We start from the raw sequence: 15,844 nt of genomic DNA on the forward strand, positions 1-15,844 counted from the left end.
GACGGACCCCTATTTCGGCCCAGGTGGGGAAAAGTGGGGAATGGTGAGGAACGTGGGGCGAAGTGGGGAGTTCACCCCACGGACCCGGCGTGACGCAGTAGGAGACGACACGACACGCGACGACGGTTCCATTCAGCAGCGCTGCCACATCGGCGCTCGGGCCCGACCCGGGGCGCAATCCGGTCGGCGTGTCGCCGAGTCGCGCGATCGCCACATGGATCGACCGGGAGTCAGCGACTGTTCGGCGTTCGCAGTTCTATGGCTGCAACGACAGCAGCACCTCACCGGAAGGTGAGGTGCTGCTGTGTGAGGCGTGGGAAGCCGACACGAGGTCGGCTTACATCAAAATCGAATCACTCCTGATCGAACCTCTTTCGGAACCGGTCTTCCATTCGAGAGGAGAAACTGCCGCCCTTGCGGCCACCCTTCGATTTCTGCCCGGAACCACGACCAGAGGATTCAGCAGCATTGCTTGCTGTGCTGCCTTCCTCTTGCGACCCTGCGGCCCCCTTCTTGGAGCCGCCGAACAGGAACAGTGCCCCGGCACCGAACATGAACAAAAAGCCGATGAGACTGACGACGAGAAACGCCAAACTGTTCGTCGACAGAGCAACACCGGCGACGAGCAACACGAGTCCCACGACGAACAGCGCGGCAGCCTGAAAGCGCCTCCTGCTCGACGCCGCACGAACGCGGCCGCCTCTCACGTGAGACGCAAATTTGGGATCCTCGGCGTAGAGAGCGCTCTCTATTTGATCGAGCATGCGCTGCTCGTGCTCGGAGAGTGGCACGGTACCTCCCCCTGCACAGATATTGAAGGTCATTTCGGTTGCGAAACGACGGGAAGCTGACCTTGGCGGCTACCTGCTGTCGATGATACGAGCTGAATCCACTGCTTACCACCTACTCGGTCGATGTGTTCCTGAGAAACATCGAAGATTTCGAGACGGACGTGCCGGAAACGGTGTCCGAACAGTGCGTGACGTGGCAGTTCACCCGCCGCGACCACACTGCCGAGTCACGCCGATATCGGTGCCACCATCGGGTCCACTGCAGCCAAGCGTGACTGGCCACCCAGTCGATCGTCGACCGAGTTCAGGAAACGGCTGGCGTGCCGGTAGAAATCTTCGGCGTCGAGATCGGAAACCGTGCTCGATGCCCCCGCCTCGACCGCAGCGCGGGTAGCCGAGAACGACGCGAAGTAATCCGCCCACACGGCGAGATCAGGCGCCGCCTTCGCCATCAACACCCACGCGCTGCGCGAGCGAGGACGGGCCCCGATCGAGTTCGGCACGGATGCCAGCACGGCCGCCGCGCCCTTGAGCGCTGCGGCGTAGCTCCCGAGAAAACGATCGCCTGCATCGGTCTCGCCGACGGACTCGGACAGCAATGCATCGGCTCGACCGAGCAGGACCCGGGCCTGGCGCGGCACCGGCGACAGCACGCCGGCATCGAATGCCTGTGTGATCGTCATACTCGAACACCTCCAGTTCGAATCTCCGGTGCGTACCTGACGCGCCCGGATCCCTGATGAAGCCTTACAGTCGAACCCCGGGGAATCCGACTCGCGGAACCGAGCCGACGCCACCGGTGCACCAGGCCCCGATCATCGAACACCCGTTCGACATCTCGAATATAGCCGTGCCCACCGACAAGTTGCCGAGGAAAGGGTGAGAACAGTCGTCGCCGATGCGCAGACAGCGCCGTACCTGATCGATCTGACGCCCCCTCGATTCCGCCAGCGGCTGGGTGAGGCGCTGTCCATCTACGTCGAGGCCATGGGCTACCCCCGTGGAACCGAGCAGAGCCGCGCCCCGATGTGGAGCGAACATCTGCATCGGCCGGGTTGGCGGGCGGTGGGGGCATTGCTCCCCAACCCGGACCCGGCACAGCCCGATTCCCTGGTCGCCGTTGCCTACGGCTACCACGGCGCTGCCCACCAGTGGTGGCATCAGCAGGTACGCGACGGCATGCGGCGGGCGGGCCACTCCCCTGGACAGGTCGAGGCCGTGCTCGGTGACTACTTCGAACTGACCGAGTTGCACGTCCTCCCGAGTGCCCAAGGCCACGGTCTGGGCGGCCGACTGTGCAGCCGACTGTTGGACGGTGTCACGGCCGACAACGTGATGTTGTCCACTCCCGAAGTAACCGGGGAAGACAATCGAGCGTGGCGGCTCTACCGGCGGCTGGGCTTCACGGACGTGCTCCGGGACTTCTCGTTCGCCGGCGATCGACGTCCGTTCGCCGTATTGAGTCGCCGGTTGCCGCTCGAGCTGCCAGTAGCCTGAGGTTGTGATCGACGCTGTGGTGGTGGGCTCAGGCCACAACGCCCTGACCTCTGCCTGTTATCTGAGCGACGCCGGGATGTCGGTGGAGGTGCTCGAGCGCGACACCGTCGCCGGTGGCGCGGTGTCGACCGTCGAGCGCTTTCCCGGCCACCGCGTCGACCGTGGCTCCTCGGCGCACATCATGATTCGCCACACAGGCATCATCGAAGAACTCGGCCTCGCCGAGTTCGGCCTGCGCTACATCGACTGCGATCCATGGGCCTTCGCACCGGGTGCGGTCGACACCGACGAACGAGCCATCGTCTTCCATCGCAGCCTCGACCGCACCTGCGATTCCATTGCCGCCGCGTGCGGGACAGCCGATGCCAACGCCTACCGCAACTTCGTCCACACGTGGGGTCCTCGAAGCGAGCGCACCATGCGCGCGTTCGGCGGACCACCCACCGGCCCGAAGCTGCTCCGATCCTTCTGGGGACTCGGGGCCCCGGACGGCGGCAGCATGCTTTCGCGGGAGTTCCTCGCCACCGGCGATTCCCTGTTGGACGAGCTGTTCTCGAGCGAACGCCTCAAGGCCGCACTGGCGTGGTTCGGCGCACAGTCGGGACCACCGATGTCCGAGCCGGGAACCGCGCCGATGGTGGGCTTTGCCGCCCTCATGCACACCCTCCCACCCGGCCGCGCCATCGGCGGCAGTGGCGCGCTGACGGAGGCGATGATCGCCCGCCTGCGGCGCGACGGTGCCGCGGTGACTCTCGGTGACGCAGTGACCTCACTCGTTCGACGCCCACACGGCTGGACCACCAGAACCGCGTCGGGACGAGCGATCGACAGCCGAATCGTCGTGGCGGGTTGTCACATCCTGACCACACTCGATCTGCTCGCCGACGGCGGGCACGACGCAGACCGGATCGCTCGGTGGCGCAGCACCATCAGGGTGGGGCCCGGCATCGGTACCGCAGTCCGGCTGGCCACCGATGCCCTACCGGTGTATCCCAGCGCCGACCGAATCGAGGACGGAACTCACGGCCTGGCCCTGCTCGTACGCGACCGCAGCCAGTTGCGCCTGGCACATGGGCACGCACTGGCCGGAGACCTGCCACCCACCCCGGCAGTTCTGGGAATGTCGTTCACCGCCATCGATCCCACCATTGCCCCACCAGGACAGCACCAGGTGTCACTGTGGTCTCAGTGGCATCCTCATACTCTCGCGGACGGCAGGCAATGGCGTTCGGTCGCTCCCGGCGAGCGTTCGTTGGCCGAGTTCGAAGCAGATCGGATCGTGGCCGAGATGGATCGGTACGCACCCGGTTTCGCGGACACAGTGATGAATCGGTATGTGCAGTCGCCCCCCGACATCGAGCGAGAGCTCGGTCTGATCGGCGGAAACATCATGCATCTCGATATGTCACTGGACCAGATGATGATGTGGCGTCCGCATCCCCAACTGGCCGGTCACCGAGTTCCAGGAGCGCGAGGGCTGTATCTCACCGGTGCATCGACCCACCCCGGCGGCGGGGTGATGGCAGCCAGTGGGCGATCGGCGGCGCGGATTGCGATCGCGGACGCCCGTGCCTCGCGGCGGCGCGGGTTCCTCAGGAGAAAGCCATGAGGAGCGCGCCGGTTGTCGTCGCGGCCGCCGCCGTCGGGTGCCAGATCGTCTACCCGCTGGTGTCGGGTTCGACCCGGGACGCTGTGACGGTGGCCGTGGTCGCGTTGCTCGCGCTCGCGTCGATCCTGCATGCTGCGCTCTACCGAGGCGCGCGGTGGACCGTAGTTCTGATCGTTGTGACCGCCGGCTCGGGGTTCGTCTCCGAGCTCGTCGGCACTGCCACCGGCTTTCCGTTCGGCGAGTACTTCTACGCGCAGAACCGCTTGGGCCCCAGTGCGTTCGAGGTTCCTCTCGTGGTCCCGCTGGCATGGACGGCCGGGTTCTATCCCATCTGGTGCGCGGTGAGCTTCGTCGTCGAGCGAATCGATATCTCGCAGGTGCGCGCTACCGCGCTCCGCATCACCGCGGTGGCGGTGGGCATGGTCGGCTGGGACCTCTACCTCGATCCACAGATGGTCACGGACGGGCAGTGGACCTGGACCAGCGGTGCCGTCGGACTGCCGGGGGTGCCGTCGATTCCGCTGACCAACTACCTCGGCTGGCTCGTGGTGGCCACATCGATGACCGTGATCATGTCCTCGTTCGATCGAGCCGTCGGCGAACCGCGGCGGTCGGTGAGGCCGGTGCAGCCCTCCGGCGACGCGGTTCCCATCGGGCTCTTTCTGTGGACCTGGCTCGGTTCGGCCCTCGCCCATGCGGTATTCCTCGAGGGTGCAGAACTTCGCTACTCGGCGGTGTACGGGTTCGTGGTGATGGGCACCGTCGGCATCCCGCTGATCGCGACGGCCTGGCGAGCTCGATCAGCTCGAGACCGACACACCTCGCTGACAACCCCTGCCGACTGACATCGGCTCCATGCCCTGGCACGATGTCGGACGTGCAGTCGACATCGCGAACACCTCACCGAACCAACCGACGCCGAGTCCTCTCGGTGATCGCACTGGCCCTGCTGATTGCACCGATGCTGGCCGGTTGTCTGCGGGTGCAGGTCACGATGGGGGTCTCGGCGAACGACCGGGTGGCGGGTCAGATCGTGGCGGCCAGTGTGCCGACCTCCGACTCCGACACCGGCCCGGAACTGGTGGTTCCCTCGTCCCTCGAGGACAAGGTGCGTGTCGAACCGTACAACCAGGACGGATACGTCGGCTCACAGGCCATTTTCGAGGATCTCTCGTTCGGCGACGTGCAGACGCTCGGATCGATCTTCCAGAACGCTGCCGGATCGTTCCAACTCACGCTGCAACGTTCTGGTGACACCGTCAGCCTGTCGGGCAACGCCGACCTGTCCTCGGTCCCGACTCAGGGATCGGACGTCCAGTTCACCATCGCGTTTCCCGCTCGCATCGGTACCACCAACGGCACTCGCGAGAGCGACAACTCGATCTCCTGGAAACTACCGGCCGGCGAGGTCACATCCGTGCGCGCCGAGGTCAACTATCCCGATCCGAACACCCGAAGCTTCGCCGGTTGGGCCGGAATCGTCGGCGGGGTGACCGTCGGCGTCGCGGCGATCGTCGGCGCGATGGCGTGGGTCTCACGCAACCCGCCGCTGGCCAACCGTCGGCCGCGACGCCCCGGGGCGGACGACTCGACCGACAGAACATCGGTGTGACGGGCCGGTTCCTCGCACGAACAACGCAGGCCGCCGCTGTCCTCGCCTCGACCTCCGCCGCGGTGGCCTCGATGAACGCGCTGTCCATGCCGGGTCTGCGCCGTCCGACCAGTCCGGTCACCGAACGCATCTCGATCTGCATCCCCGCTCGCAACGAGGTGGGCACGCTGCCGGCTTTGATCGACGACCTGACCCGGCAGCAACTGTGCACCGACCTGAAGGTCGTCGTTCTCGACGACGACTCGACCGACGGAACGACCGCGGCAGCGAACGCGGCAGCTGCGGGTGACCCGAGAATTCGGGTCGTGAAGTCCGCCGTTCCACCGCCACCGGGCTGGACCGGCAAAGCCGCAGCGTGCGCCGAGCTGGCCCGGCTCGCCGACGAGGACGATGTGAACGCCTCGGTGATCGTCTTCGTCGACGCAGACGTTCGACTCGAACCCGGCGCTGTCGCGGCAGCCGTGCGGATGTTGCGCAGACGCGGCGACGGTTTGCTGTGCCCCTGGCCCGAGCAACGTGCCGGGAGCGCCGTCGAGCGACTCGTCCAACCCTTGCTGGCGTGGTCGTGGATGTCGACTCTGCCGGTGCCGGTGGCGAACGCGCTGCCGCTGCCGTCGATGGCAGTTGCGTGCGGTCAGTTCATGGCCTTCGACAGGGCTGCGTACCGGGCCATCGGCGGACACAGCTGCGTTGCCGGCAGCGCGACCGAGGATCTGGACCTGGCACGTGCACTGCGCCGACGAGGCTTTTCGACGTCGGTGGCCTCTGCTGCCGGGTTGATTCGATGCCGGATGTACGACTCAACCGCGGATCTGCGGTCCGGATACAGCAGGTGGCTGTGGAGCGTGTTCGGCGGACCTGCGGGGTCGACCGCAGCAGCTCTGACGCTGTCCGTGATCTACCTCGTACCGCCCGTCGCCGCACTCACCTCCACGGGGTCGACGCGTCGACTCGGCGTGGCCGGGTATCTGGCCGGCACGGTATCCAGAATGGCCGCGCGGCGGCGCGAATCGGGATCGCGGTTCGGCCTCGGCGATGTGATCGACGCCGCGTTGCATCCGCTGTCGATTCTCGCGTTCGTCGGCCTGGTGGCCGAGTCACACCTACGCATGCAGCGCGGCTCGCTGTCGTGGAAATCACGCCCGATGCCCGTACCGCAGAGCTGAGAGGCTAGACCCGCGCCGGTGCCAGACCCAGGTTGCTCAGTACCTCGCGCGTCGCCCGTGCGAAGTTGAGCGTGATGAAGTGCAATCCCGGCGCACCCTCGGAGATCAACCGCTCGCCGATGGTCGTCGCCAGTTCGATGCCCACTTCTCGGACGGCAGCGCGGTCCTCCTCCGGCCCGGAACCGGCTGCGCGAGTGAATTTCTCGTCCAGGTAGGACGGGAGCGTCGTGCCGGAGAGTTCGAGCATCCGGCGGACCGAACGCAGTGAGGTGATCGGCATGATCTCGGGGATGATCGGCTTCGCGCCCTGCTCGGCATCGTGGGCACACACACGATCGCGCAATCGCAGGTAGTCGTCCACATCGAAGAACATCTGAGTGATCGAGTACTCCGCTCCGGCACGGAGCTTGTCCACCAGGCACCTGGTGTCCTGCTCCAGATCGTCGGCACGGTGGTGTCCTTCGGGAAACGATGCCACCCCTACGTGGAAGTCGCCGAGATCGCGGACCAGCCGGACCAACTCCTCCGCGTATTCGACTCCGTCGGGGTGCTTCTCCCAATCACCGAGTGGATCCCCAGGGGGGTCGCCGCGCAGCACGAGAATGTTGGTGATGCCGCGATCGGCGTAGGAGCCGACCATCGAGCGCAACTCGTCGACACTGTGCGAGACCGCTGTGAGATGCGCCACCGGAAGCAGGGTCGTCTCCTCGGCGATCTGTCCTGTAACGCGCACAGTTCGATCGCGGGTGGAGCCGCCGGCTCCGTACGTCATCGACACGAATGCGGGCTGAAGTTGCTCGAACTCACGGACTGCCCGCCACAGCCTGGCCTCTGCGGCGGCATCGCGAGGCGGGGAGAACTCGACCGAGAAGGGGATCCTGGCCTCCGGATCGTGCCGCAATCGGTCGACGATGGACGGAGTCCTCGTCACGAATCCTCGGCTCGACCGCCCCCTGACGGAATCTTCGCTCACCCGAAGATCATAGGTTGCGCTCCGTCGACGCTCGTCGGGCCTCCCGCAGGACGGGGTTCGCTGCATGTCGGCGCGCTGGTGGCGGCGCCTACTAGTGTGGGATCGGAATCCGACACACACTCACGCCGAACCCTGGAGGATCGTTCTGTCCGGAGACTCGTCTTCGCCCGTCGTCGACACCGCAACCACCGCTACCGGACCGGAGGCGCTGCGCACGGCCGTGGACGCGACCCTCACCGAGTTCTTCGCCTCGCGCCGCGCTGTGGTCGACACAGTGGGCGGCGGCTACCCCGCAGCAGTGGCCGATCTCGAAGCGTTCGTGCTCAGGGGTGGCAAGCGCATGCGTCCCGCTTTCGCGTGGACCGCGTGGCTCGGTGCCGGTGGCGAGTCGACCGGTGAACGGGCAGACGCCGTGCTCAGAGCCTGCTCAGCGCTCGAGTTGGTCCAGGCGTGCGCCCTGATCCACGACGACATCATCGATTCATCCAGCACACGACGCGGTTTCCCGACTGTGCACGTCGACTTCGCAGGCCGGCATCGAGACGCGGGCTGGTCCGGCTCCTCGGAGCATTTCGGGGAATCGGCGGCGATTCTCGTCGGCGATCTGGCCCTGTGCTGGGCCGACGACCTACTCCGCGAATCGGGTATCGACGCAGACTCCGCGCGTCGAGCCCAGCCGGTGTGGTCGGCCATGCGCACCGAGGTGCTCGGTGGCCAACTACTCGATATCGAGGCCGAGGCCGGTATCGACGAGAGCGTGGCAGCTGCGATGCGGGTCAACCGATACAAGACTGCCGCGTACACCGTAGAACGGCCCTTGCATCTGGGCGCAGCGCTGGCGGACGCGGACGACGAGCTGATCGCGGCGTACCGCAGCTTCGGTGCCGACATCGGGATCGCATTCCAATTGCGCGACGACCTGCTCGGAGTGTTCGGCGACCCCGAGGTGACCGGCAAACCGTCGGGCGACGACATCACCGAGGGCAAACGCACCGTGCTCATCGCCTCGGCACTGCACCAAGCCGACCTGACTCGCCCCGATCACGCAGCCACGATTCGGGCCGGTCTCGGTACCGATCTCGATGCTGCCGGCGTCGCCGAGATCCGTTCGATTCTGGTCGAGCTCGGTGCAGTGGATGCGGTCGAGCGGCAGATCGACGAACTCGGTACCCGCGCTCTGGCCACCCTCGACAACAGTTTGATCGAACCGGTCGCTGCCGCGCACCTGCGCGCCATGGCGACCGCCGCCATCAGACGGCAGTACTGAAAGAGAGCGTCATGTCTTCTATCCGTGCAGTCACCGGGCCCACCGACACAGTCGTGGTGGTGGGAGCCGGGCTGGCCGGACTGGCTGCCGGTCTGCATCTCATCGGGGCAGGCAAGAAAGTCGTTCTCGTCGAACGAGAGGCGAGCGTGGGCGGCCGGGTCGGGGTGTATCCGGTGTTCGACATCGACGGTTCCCACCTGTACGACGTCGACAACGGTGCCAGCGTCTTGACGATGCCGAACCTGGTGCTCGAGGCGCTCGCGGCCGTGGGTGCCGATTTCGAATCCACGACACCGCCGATTCGGCTGGCGACACTGTCGCCCTCGTATCACACGCGTTACGCCGACGGCAGCTCGATCGACGTCTACTCCGACCCCGAGGCCATGGCGGCCGAGGTCGAACGGACCTGCGGCCCCGCCGAGGCGCAGGGATACCGCAATCTACGGAGTTGGCTGGCCGCCATCTTCGACGCCGAGTTCGATCGGTACATCGACTCGAACTTCGATTCCCCGCTCGATCTCGTGGGTTCGAAGGCCGCGATCCGAGACACCGCCACGCTGGCGAGGCTCGGCGGTTTCGGCCGACTCGGACCACGCGTCGACCGATTCCTGAAAGATCCGCGATTGCGTCGGGTCTTCACCTTCCAGGCGCTCTATGCAGGCATGGCACCGCAGAAGGCACTCGCGGTGTACGGGGCCATCGCGCACATGGACACCTCGCTGGGGGTCTTCTTTCCCGAGGGCGGAATGGCGGCGATCTCCAAGGCCATGGCCGACGCCTTCGTCACCGCAGGCGGCACGCTCGAGCTCGGCACCGAGATCGTCGACATCACCGTCGACCGTGGCCGTGCCGACTCGGTTTTGACCGCGACTGGTGACCGGATCGCGTGCGACGCTCTCGTTCTCACTCCCGATCTGCCCGTCGTGGACCGACTCCTCGACCGTGCTTCGGTGACGAGGCAGGGTCGAGGAAACGGCTACGGTGCCGTCTCTCCGTCGGCGGTCGTCGCACACGGCACCGTGGCCCTCGAACACACCGCCGCGTGGCCGGCCCGGGCGCATCACACCATCGACTTCGGGAACGAGTGGGCCGAGACCTTTCGCCGCATCACCGCCAAGCCGGGCAAGGGATCATTGATGGCTGATCCGTCGTTGCTCATCACCCGGCCGTCGGTGAGTGATTCGAATCTCGAAGTGATTCGCGGCGGCGTCCGCAGTGAGCCGGTATCGATTCTGGCTCCGTGCCCCAACCTCGAGAGCGCTCCCCTGCCCTGGAGCGAGCTGGCGCAGCCGTATCTCCGCGAGATTCTCACAACTCTGGAAGATCGCGGTTACACCGGGCTCCTCGACGGATTCGTCCTGGACCACCTCGACACACCCGAGACCTGGGCGCGAAAAGGCATGATCGAGGGTTCGCCGTTCTCGTCTGCACATGTGTTTCGTCAGACCGGACCGTTCCGACGCAAGAACCTGGTCTCCGGACTCGACAACGTGGTTCTCGCCGGCTCGGGTACGACACCCGGAGTGGGCGTTCCCACGGTTCTGGTCTCGGGAAAGCTCGCTGCCGAACGAGTGACAGGACACCGGAGCCGGTAGGTTCGTTCGACTCGCCGTACCGACCAACTAAGCTGAGCGCGATCGTTTGCCGGTCGCCCTCATTGCTGCGAGCATGATCGTTCGGTGAACGGCGCGAACACACCGGCTGACGTGTTCATCTCGATCCACACTTCGTTGCAGAGGAGGAGCAGGCGGCAATGTCTTCGATTTCGTCGCACTCCACTTCCTCGGATCGATCCTCGGACGGGCCCGACCCCTCTCCTGCGCGACGGACATCGAGGCTGACCACCACCGCCAACTTTCTACGCAGCCCCGAGGGCAATGCCGCAATCCTCGGTGTCGTCGGTGCCGTCTGCATCATGTTCGGCGGATTCGGCGCAGGCAGTGTGCGCAGGCGCGACCCGCTACTCGAGTCGATGCACCTCTCGTGGCTGCGATTCGGCCACGGATTCGTACTGTCGACCATCATCGTCTGGGTCGGCGTGCTGCTGATGATCACCGCCTGGGTTCGGCTCGGGCGCGCGACCCTGCACGGCCGCACCACCGTCGGCGAACTGCGATGGATCGTGCCGGCATGGACGGCTCCGCTGCTGCTGTCGGTGCCGATGTTCAGCCGCGACGCCTATTCCTACTTGGCTCAGGGCGCTTTGCTCCGGGACGGTTTCGACCCGTACGCGGTGGGCCCCGTCGCCAATCCCGGGGTACTTCTCGACAACGTCAGCAATGTCTGGACCACCACCACAGCGCCGTACGGGCCGTTGTTCCTGCTGCTCGGGCGCGGAATCACCAGTGTGACGGGCGACAACGTCATCGCAGGCACCATGCTGCTGCGCCTGACCATGCTGCCCGGTCTCGCACTGATGATGTGGGCTGTTCCGCGACTGGCCACACACCTCGGCGGCCGCGCGACCACCGCAGTGTGGCTCGCCGTCCTCAACCCCCTGGTGCTGATTCACCTGATCGGCGGCGTCCACAACGAGCTGCTCATGGTCGGGCTGATGACTGCCGGCATCGTGTTGGCTCTCGAACATCGTCATGTCTCCGGCATCGCACTGGTGGCGATCGCCGTGGCGATCAAGGCGACAGCAGGCCTGGCATTGCCGTTCCTGGTCTGGATCTGGATGCTGCATCTGCGGGAGAAGGCTCGTGCCGAGGGTCGCGCACCGAGCTCACCGATACTGGCGTTCACCAAGACCGCCGGAATCGGAGCCGCCGTCTTCGTGGCGGTGTTCGCGGTCGCGTCCGTGGTGGCCGGAGTGGGTATCGGGTGGCTCACAGCGCTCTCGGGATCGGCCAAGATCATCAACTGGCTCTCGCTCCCGACAATTCTCGCGCACCTGGTGACCGTGAGTACCTCGTGGTTCCTCGACCTGCGCCTCGGACCGGTTCTCGATGTGACGCGTCTGCTGTGTGCGATCGCGCTGGTCGTCGTCCTCGTCGCGGCCTGGTGGCTGGGCCGCAAGTCCGAACGAGACGCGGTGAAGGGCATTCTGATCGCCCTGGTGGCCACTGTTGTGCTCTCCCCCGCGGCGCTGCCCTGGTACTACTCCTGGCCGCTGGCGATCGCCGCCGGATTCGCACTGTCGCGAACGACGCTGATGATCCTGACGGGACTGTCGACATGGCTGATGCTCGTCTTCCAGCCAGACGGTTCGATCGGGCTGTACACGTTCATGCACGTGGCACTGGCCGTCTTCGCGGCTGTTGTGGCCGCACTCGCGTTGACCAGGGTAGATCCGTTGCGTTTGCGGTCGGACCGGTCCAGAGAACGTCGTGCGGTGCCGAACGCCCCGAGGACCTCCACCGCCGAATCGTCCGAGGGCGAGTCCACGTCGTGACGGCCGCGCGATGAAGGAACTGGACACCATCGACCCCGCGCTGCACGGGGCGTACCGAATCTGTCGCGAGCTCAACGCCCGGCACGGGAAGACCTACTTCCTCGCCACTCGGTTGCTCCCCGTCGACAAGCGCGCGGCCGTGCACGCGCTGTACGGCTTCGCCCGCATGGTCGACGACATCGTCGACCTCGAAGGAACCGAAATCGTCGTCGGATCGGACGAGCTCAATGCTCGACGCCTCGCCGAACTCGACCTGATCGAGTCTCGAGTACGTGCGGCCTTGGCGGGAGAGCCGCTGTCGGACAGCGTGTCCGATCAGGTCCTGAGCGCCCTGTGCGACACCGCTTTACGGTACGACATCCCACACGACTACTTCTTCGCGTTCATGCGCTCCATGCGGATGGATATTCCAGGCAGCACGGTGTTCATCTCCCGTTACCGGACGATGGAGCAGCTCCGCGAGTACATGTACGGCTCCGCTGCGGTCATCGGACTGCAGATGTTGCCGATCCTGGGAACCGTCGTCGACCGGGCCGAGGCCGAACCACCCGCCGCGGCCCTCGGTGAGGCGTTCCAGCTGACGAACTTCATCCGCGACATGGGCGAGGACCTCGATAGAGACCGGATCTACCTCCCCATGGACGAGCTCGAAGCGTTCGGAGTCGACGAGGAGCTGCTGCGCTGGTGCCGCACCACCGGCAACGTCGATGCCAAGGTCGGTCGAGCTCTGGCGCACCAGATCGCTGTCACCCGCTCGATCTACCGTACGTCCGACGCCGGCATCGAGATGCTCGATCCACGGGTGCGCCCGTCCATGCGCACGGCGTCGATACTCTACGGCCGCATTCTGGACGAGGTGGAGTCCCAGGGCTACCGCGTCCTGTCCCAGCGGGCGACCGTGCCGCAGTGGACCCGAGCTCGGATCGCACTTCCGCAGTTCTTCGTCACCGGCTTCGAGCGCGCAACCTTCGCTAGAAGGCCATCGCCTGTGCGCGCCTGATCACTTCACGCATCAGGTCACCGTGCAAGGCCGCGACGGGCGTGCCAGGCAAGCTCTCGTCCTCGGCGAACAGCCACCGCAGGATTTCCTCGTCCCCATAACCGCCGTCGTGCAGCACGGCCAACAGTCCGGGTAGCCCCTTGACGATCTCGCCTCTGGTCGTGTCGAAGAACAGCTCGGGCACACCGGGTACGCGCGAGCGCTTCAGAGCCAGCAACTGTTGGTCGCGAACGAGCTGTTCGACGCGAGTCTTGGGAACATCGAGGATCTTCGCGACATCGGCGAACTGCAGCAGAGACACCGACGGATCGAGCACGTCGTCGGCATAGGGAATGGCACTCACGCAGGTAACGTTAACGGGTCCGGCGGCCAGACTTCAAAAGTCGTCCGGCCGGTCGCAGGGTTCGCGGAGGACGAGAAACGACAACCACGATCACCGGGCACCGCCTGCGGCACCGATACGATCGTCGTCAGACGTCCGGTGAACGGCGGACGCGCGAGAGGAGGTTCGGTGATACCGGGTTCGATGCTCGATCGTCGCTATCGAATAGACGCGCCGATCGCACGGGGCGGCATGTCGACGGTCTACCGCGGACTCGACACCAGACTCGACCGCCCTGTCGCGGTGAAGATCATGGATCCGAAGTTCGCCGAGGACCCGCAGTTCGTCCAGCGATTCGAATTCGAGGCGCGGGCCGTGGCCAGGCTGAATCATCCCGGCCTCGTAGCCGTGTACGACCATGGTCGAGACGGCGAACATGCTTTTCTCGTCATGGAACTCGTCGAGGGCGGCACCCTACGGGAGCTCCTGCGTGAGCGTGGCCCGATGCCACCGCACGCTGCGGTCGCCGTCGTGCGGCCGGTCCTCGAAGCCCTCGCGGTTGCCCACCGGGCGGGCTTGGTGCACCGCGATATCAAACCCGAGAACATCCTGATCAGCGACGACGGCGACGTCAAGATCGCCGATTTCGGACTCGTGCGAGCCATCGCGGCCTCCACGGTGACCTCGAGCAGTGTGATTCTGGGCACCGCCGCGTACCTCTCTCCCGAGCAGGTCACCACCGGCTCTGCCTCCGCGAGCAGTGATGTCTACGGCGTCGGCGTCGTGCTGTTCGAGCTGCTGACCGGCCGCACCCCGTTCACCGGGGATACCTCGCTGTCCATCGCCTACCAACGCATCGACAACGACGTGCCGCTCCCGTCCGCCCTCATCGCCGGAGTACCCCCGCAATTCGACGAAGTGGTCGAGCGCGCGACCGTCCGCGACCCGGAACATCGTTACCGCAACGCCGACGACATGGCCCGCGCCCTGCGTGGTGCCGCGTCGGAGCTGGCGCTTCCCGAATACCGGGTGCCCGCGCCCAAACGCTCGGCCGAGCACCTGAGTTCCGCTGCGGCGGGCGCACCGACGACGGTCGCCGGTGATCGCGCGCCTTCCGCTCGCACCCAGGTGGTCCAGGACCCGCCGAGGCAGCCGGGGGTACAGCACACCCGCGCGGTCACCTCACCTACCTCGCGTGGTGTCGATTACGGCTCGGAGCAACCCGAGGAGCAACATGCCGAGCCTGCACCGTCCGGTCGGGGCCAGTACCGATTTCCGGACTTCGAAGCAGATCGACAGCGCTCGCGTCGCGCGATCCTCGTCTGGCTTCTCGTCGTGGCCCTGCTCGCCGTCCTGGTCGGTGTCGGCGGCTGGTGGATGGGTTCGGGTCGCTACACCGCGGTCCCGCTGGTCGACGGGCTCGACACCACCGGTGCCACCAGCGCCGTCGAAGCGGCCGGGCTGGAGGCCACCGTGCGCGGAACCTATTCCGACTCGGTGGACACCGACCGTCTGATCGGGACCGACCCCACCGGTGGATCACGAATCGCCAAGGGTGACACCGTGTTTCTCCTGGTGTCACTCGGGCGTCCCAGTGTCCCCTCCATCGACGCGAGCGCCTCGGTTGCGGATATGGAACAGCAACTGCGAGATCGGACGTTCACACCCGTCGACGGCGGCGAAGCGTTCAGCACCACCGCTCCGATCGGCGGGGTCGCAGCGCTCGACCCACCGCCGGGGACGGTGCTGAACACCGGGGCCGCGGTGTCGGTGCTGCGCAGCAAGGGAGCGCCGCCGGTCGAGATGCCGGATGTGCGCGGGCAAAGCGTCGAACAGGCCCGAACGACGCTCGAATCGGTGGGCATCACCGTCAGCGAGGTTCAGGAAACGTTCGACAAAGGTACCGACGGCGGCAAGGCCATCGGAACGACGCCCGAGGCCGGGAAGACGGTGAAGTCGGGAACCACAGCCGTCCTCGAAGTATCGAACGCCGTGACGGTGCCCTCACTGCTCGGCCGGTCGGTAGGGTCCGCTCGCACGACCCTCGACACTCTCGGCCTCGCGATCGATGTCCGTCAGGTGGTCGATACGGACGGGTCGGTGGTGATCACCCAGAGCCCCGGAGCCGGTTCCCGAGTGAAACCGGGCTCCGAGGTCAAGGTCGTCTCACTGCCCTGATCGCTCGCGGAGCAACACGACTGGCTCAGGGCAAC

Annotated in this window: 14 protein-coding genes; 10 read left to right on the forward strand and 4 right to left on the reverse strand. The window is 66.0% G+C overall.

Annotated features, from left to right (window positions below; translation table 11 throughout):
- Nucleotides 1-353 precede the first annotated feature (353 nt).
- Both J1M87_RS08685 and J1M87_RS08690 read right to left on the reverse strand, forming a co-directional pair.
- Nucleotides 354-791: a DUF3040 domain-containing protein gene (locus tag J1M87_RS08685; protein ID WP_206489163.1), complete on the reverse strand. Its 438-nt coding sequence runs from the start codon at nucleotides 789-791 to the stop codon at nucleotides 354-356.
- A gap of 227 nt (nucleotides 792-1,018) precedes the next feature.
- Nucleotides 1,019-1,474, reverse strand: coding sequence for an SAV_6107 family HEPN domain-containing protein (locus tag J1M87_RS08690; protein WP_206489164.1), 456 nt, complete (start codon nucleotides 1,472-1,474; stop codon nucleotides 1,019-1,021).
- A 196-nt stretch (nucleotides 1,475-1,670) separates the two neighbouring features.
- Between J1M87_RS08690 and J1M87_RS08695 the strand changes: the two genes are divergently transcribed.
- The 5 genes from J1M87_RS08695 to J1M87_RS08715 are packed head-to-tail and all read left to right on the forward strand — an operon-like array spanning nucleotide 1,671 to nucleotide 6,675.
- Complete coding sequence (locus tag J1M87_RS08695; protein ID WP_206489165.1) at nucleotides 1,671-2,288, forward strand: N-acetyltransferase; 618 nt, start codon at nucleotides 1,671-1,673, stop codon at nucleotides 2,286-2,288.
- 4 nt (nucleotides 2,289-2,292) lie between these two features.
- Nucleotides 2,293-3,897, forward strand: a complete 1,605-nt coding sequence (locus J1M87_RS08700; protein ID WP_206489166.1) for an NAD(P)/FAD-dependent oxidoreductase — start codon at nucleotides 2,293-2,295, stop codon at nucleotides 3,895-3,897.
- A complete protein-coding gene (locus J1M87_RS08705; protein WP_206489167.1) occupies nucleotides 3,894-4,742 on the forward strand; it encodes a carotenoid biosynthesis protein in 849 nt (282 codons plus the stop codon). Before J1M87_RS08700 ends, J1M87_RS08705 begins: the two co-directional genes overlap by 4 nt.
- Nucleotides 4,743-4,765: 23 nt before the next feature.
- On the forward strand, nucleotides 4,766-5,509 hold the full coding sequence (locus tag J1M87_RS08710) for a DUF3153 domain-containing protein (RefSeq protein WP_206489168.1): 744 nt from the start codon (nucleotides 4,766-4,768) through the stop codon (nucleotides 5,507-5,509).
- The gene (locus J1M87_RS08715; RefSeq protein ID WP_206489169.1) at nucleotides 5,506-6,675 is read left to right on the forward strand and encodes a glycosyltransferase family 2 protein; all 1,170 of its coding nucleotides are present in this window, start codon (nucleotides 5,506-5,508) and stop codon (nucleotides 6,673-6,675) included. Before J1M87_RS08710 ends, J1M87_RS08715 begins: the two co-directional genes overlap by 4 nt.
- Before the next feature lie 4 nt (nucleotides 6,676-6,679).
- On the opposite strand, the gene metF is transcribed toward J1M87_RS08715, so the two are convergent.
- On the reverse strand, nucleotides 6,680-7,648 hold the full coding sequence (gene metF, locus J1M87_RS08720; RefSeq protein WP_374222372.1) for a methylenetetrahydrofolate reductase [NAD(P)H]: 969 nt from the start codon (nucleotides 7,646-7,648) through the stop codon (nucleotides 6,680-6,682).
- Nucleotides 7,649-7,712: 64 nt separating this feature from the next.
- Between metF and J1M87_RS08725 the strand changes: the two genes are divergently transcribed.
- The 4 genes from J1M87_RS08725 (at nucleotide 7,713) to J1M87_RS08740 (ending at nucleotide 13,309) form a co-directional block, all read left to right on the forward strand.
- On the forward strand, nucleotides 7,713-8,915 hold the full coding sequence (locus tag J1M87_RS08725) for a polyprenyl synthetase family protein (protein WP_241256617.1): 1,203 nt from the start codon (nucleotides 7,713-7,715) through the stop codon (nucleotides 8,913-8,915).
- Between the two features lie 11 nt (nucleotides 8,916-8,926).
- Nucleotides 8,927-10,510 carry a phytoene desaturase family protein gene (crtI, locus tag J1M87_RS08730; RefSeq protein ID WP_241256618.1) on the forward strand — a complete coding sequence of 528 codons (1,584 nt, stop codon included), beginning with the start codon at nucleotides 8,927-8,929 and terminating at the stop codon, nucleotides 10,508-10,510.
- Nucleotides 10,511-10,668: 158 nt separating this feature from the next.
- Nucleotides 10,669-12,309 (forward strand): alpha-(1->6)-mannopyranosyltransferase A, encoded by a 1,641-nt coding sequence (locus J1M87_RS08735; RefSeq protein WP_206489171.1) that lies wholly within the window; start codon nucleotides 10,669-10,671, stop codon nucleotides 12,307-12,309.
- A 10-nt stretch (nucleotides 12,310-12,319) separates the two neighbouring features.
- Nucleotides 12,320-13,309, forward strand: coding sequence for a phytoene/squalene synthase family protein (locus J1M87_RS08740; RefSeq protein WP_206489172.1), 990 nt, complete (start codon nucleotides 12,320-12,322; stop codon nucleotides 13,307-13,309).
- On the opposite strand, the gene J1M87_RS08745 is transcribed toward J1M87_RS08740, so the two are convergent.
- Complete coding sequence (locus tag J1M87_RS08745; RefSeq protein ID WP_206489173.1) at nucleotides 13,281-13,652, reverse strand: Rv2175c family DNA-binding protein; 372 nt, start codon at nucleotides 13,650-13,652, stop codon at nucleotides 13,281-13,283. The two genes, J1M87_RS08740 and J1M87_RS08745, sit on opposite strands and share 29 nt — an antisense overlap.
- Nucleotides 13,653-13,835: 183 nt before the next feature.
- Between J1M87_RS08745 and pknB the strand changes: the two genes are divergently transcribed.
- Nucleotides 13,836-15,809, forward strand: coding sequence for a Stk1 family PASTA domain-containing Ser/Thr kinase (pknB, locus tag J1M87_RS08750; protein ID WP_206489615.1), 1,974 nt, complete (start codon nucleotides 13,836-13,838; stop codon nucleotides 15,807-15,809).
- The last annotated feature ends 35 nt before the right edge of the window (nucleotides 15,810-15,844 follow it).

It is taken from the genome of Rhodococcus sp. KRD162 (assembly GCF_017168335.1).
Classification (GTDB): Bacteria; Actinomycetota; Actinomycetes; order Mycobacteriales; family Mycobacteriaceae; genus Rhodococcoides.

Coding starts and splice junctions, on each gene's coding strand:
- J1M87_RS08690 (WP_206489164.1), bottom strand. CDS start 1,474: ATGACGATCACACAGGCATTCGATGCCGGCGTGCTGTCGCCGGTGCCG.
- J1M87_RS08705 (WP_206489167.1), top strand. CDS start 3,894: ATGAGGAGCGCGCCGGTTGTCGTCGCGGCCGCCGCCGTCGGGTGCCAG.
- J1M87_RS08710 (WP_206489168.1), top strand. CDS start 4,766: ATGTCGGACGTGCAGTCGACATCGCGAACACCTCACCGAACCAACCGA.
- J1M87_RS08725 (WP_241256617.1), top strand. CDS start 7,713: ATGTCGGCGCGCTGGTGGCGGCGCCTACTAGTGTGGGATCGGAATCCG.
- crtI (WP_241256618.1), top strand. CDS start 8,927: ATGTCTTCTATCCGTGCAGTCACCGGGCCCACCGACACAGTCGTGGTG.
- J1M87_RS08735 (WP_206489171.1), top strand. CDS start 10,669: ATGTCTTCGATTTCGTCGCACTCCACTTCCTCGGATCGATCCTCGGAC.
- J1M87_RS08740 (WP_206489172.1), top strand. CDS start 12,320: ATGAAGGAACTGGACACCATCGACCCCGCGCTGCACGGGGCGTACCGA.
- pknB (WP_206489615.1), top strand. CDS start 13,836: ATGCTCGATCGTCGCTATCGAATAGACGCGCCGATCGCACGGGGCGGC.